Source organism: Vibrio sp. OPT46 (assembly GCF_015163535.1).
Classification (GTDB): Bacteria; Pseudomonadota; Gammaproteobacteria; order Enterobacterales; family Vibrionaceae; genus Vibrio; species Vibrio alginolyticus.
The window spans coordinates 6,903-9,231 of sequence record NZ_JADDYG010000456.1 but is presented as its reverse complement, the minus strand read 5'-3'; the positions used below and the strand labels follow the sequence as shown (position 1 = coordinate 9,231).

Sequence of the window (2,329 nt, the reverse complement as noted above, 5' to 3'; positions counted from 1 at the left end):
TTGCGCAGGTCAAAAGCTTACGTATAATGCCAACCATCAAAGGGCAATAGCCCAAAGATGCCGGTGTGGTGAAATTGGTATACACGACGGATTCAAAATCCGTTGCCTTCGGGCGTGGCGGTTCAAGTCCGCCCACCGGTACCATACATAGAAAGGTCGCTTTTATAGCGGCCTTTCGTCGTTTTAGGTGCTCGTAAATATCAAAAGGAAGTTAGCGTTGCCTTCGCGGTGGCGGCAGGGATGCCAGTCCAATCAACTCTGTCCACCGGTACCATATTTTAAGACAGAGCCTCGATGAAAGTCGGGGCTTTGTTGTATATTGATCTTCAAAACAAAAAAGCGCGAGGGTATGCCTCGCGCAAACTACTACATGGTGATAGTAGGAACAGCCTATAGAGCAGTGAACAAGGTATTCTGAGTGTTCGGAGTCCAGTCTGCTTGGGACACGTGCGGTACATCAACTAGATAACGCAAACCTTGATAAGTCACCACATCGCCTTGTTTATAGGAAACATTCAGAGTCCAGTTAGTGGCTGGGTCCGCATTTGTCCAGAGGCTAGAGGTTGGAGACGGTGCCCAATCTTGTTGTGCAGTATGGTTTGTTACAGCCTGGTATACAGTACCTAGGTGTAAGACGTAATCGCCAGCGTCGTAGTTATGACCAACTTGCCAGTTCGGTGTGTAGTTATCCATTGTGTCGAAGTCATAACCCGCTTGTTTTGCTAACTGTATAAACATAGCGAGCTTAGGTAGGTTTTGCGTTGCACCCATGCCACGCTTACCATCTTCAAATAGGAACTCGTGAGTTAATACGATAACTTTATCGGCGTGTAAAGGTGTACCACATGGGAACTCTTGAGCTTTGGAGTTGATCGGGTTAATCGTTGTTGGTGCACAAGTGTTTAACGCGGAATCCACATATCCAAGAAATGCTTCTGCTTCTGTAAGGCTGTTTGCTGGCATTTCAATGCCCCAATTTTCGGGTGCCCAGTCCACATCCCAACCGTGAGTTTGATAGCCGTTATTCGCTAGGATATTTTGAACCTCGATAGCTGCTTTTACACTGTTGGATGGGTTGGATGTATCGCATACATATCCTGGTTCCCAAGGTTTCAGGTTATCAGACGTGGCACATAACCCATCTGCTTTGAAGTCTTTCGTCACGCGCCAACCGTTGGTGTAGGGCAGTCTAGCAAACTCTGTTGCCTTGTAGTTCGGGTAGCTTGTAATGTTCGGCAAATACTTTGCTAACACAGATAAGTTTTCCGTAAACATTGAGGCATCGTAAACAGGGTCTTGATACGAGTTAAGCTGGTGGTCCCCGGTCGCATTACACTCCGTAGCACTGTTCGGTCCAAATTCATCCACGCAGTTGTGCACCATGTGATCGTAACTGTGGTTCGCAACAATATGACCAGTGTCTAATGCGAACTTTAAGGCTTCTAGGGAACGGTCTTCATTCTCATCACCAATTCCATCTAAATGCCAAGCATTAAAGTAAAACGTCGCTTTGATATCTTCCTGGTTAAGTACTTGAATAACGTCAATAGATGCATTGATTGGTCCATCATCAAACGTTAGATAAATGGTGCCTTTAGAGTCGGTTTGAGCAAATGAGTGTTGTGATAGTGCGGCACTTACAAGCGTTGCAATAGCCAATTTATTAAATTTCATTCTCTATTCCTTTTAAGAAATTAATAACGACGTTGTCAGTAGTAAAATATTGATAATTTGAAACTTAATGTGATGTCTTAAATTATTTTATAACTTTTATCCTAGACCTAAATAATTACAAAAAAATAGGTGGTATTTTCTAAATTGGGATTGTGTTCACGAATAATGCAACCGGTTGCGCTTTTTTGTCTTGGTTATTTTTGCTACAGTTTTTACAGGTTGAAATTTACACAACGGGAGTAAGGCTATGAAAAAGATCCTTTTATGCTGTAGCGCAGGGATGTCCACCAGTATGCTTGTTAAGAAAATGGAGCAAGCTGCTGAAAATAAAGGAATTGAGTGCAGAATTGATGCAATGTCAGTGAATGCGTTTGAAGATGCAATTAAAGAGTACGATGTTTGTCTTCTCGGGCCTCAAGTACGTTTTCAGCTAGAAGAGCTAAGAAAAACGGCGCAAGAGCATGGTAAAAACATTGACGCGATTTCTCCTCAGCATTATGGAATGATGAAGGGAGAGGAAGTACTAGAGCAAGCATTAGAATTAATTAACTAAACCATAGTTTTAAATTAAAAAGATAACTGTACATCAAATATAAATATTTGATGCGGGATTCTTTTGCCTAAAATAAGGATGGATTCTATGAAGCTTTATGAT

2 protein-coding genes and 1 tRNA gene are annotated in these 2,329 nt (G+C 42.3%); 2 read left to right on the top strand and 1 reads right to left on the bottom strand.

Annotation, left to right across the window (positions count from 1 at the left end):
• Positions 1–59: 59 nt before the first annotated feature.
• Positions 60–144 (top strand) — tRNA-Leu (locus tag IQR33_RS19845).
• A 246-nt stretch (positions 145–390) separates the two neighbouring features.
• Here the strand turns inward: IQR33_RS19845 and IQR33_RS19840 are convergent.
• On the bottom strand, positions 391–1,674 hold the full coding sequence (locus tag IQR33_RS19840) for a carbohydrate-binding protein (RefSeq protein WP_017636176.1): 1,284 nt from the start codon (positions 1,672–1,674) through the stop codon (positions 391–393).
• Between the two features lie 247 nt (positions 1,675–1,921).
• Between IQR33_RS19840 and IQR33_RS19835 the strand changes: the two genes are divergently transcribed.
• The gene (locus IQR33_RS19835) at positions 1,922–2,227 is read left to right on the top strand and encodes a PTS sugar transporter subunit IIB (RefSeq protein WP_193837849.1); all 306 of its coding nucleotides are present in this window, start codon (positions 1,922–1,924) and stop codon (positions 2,225–2,227) included.
• Positions 2,228–2,329 lie beyond the last annotated feature (102 nt).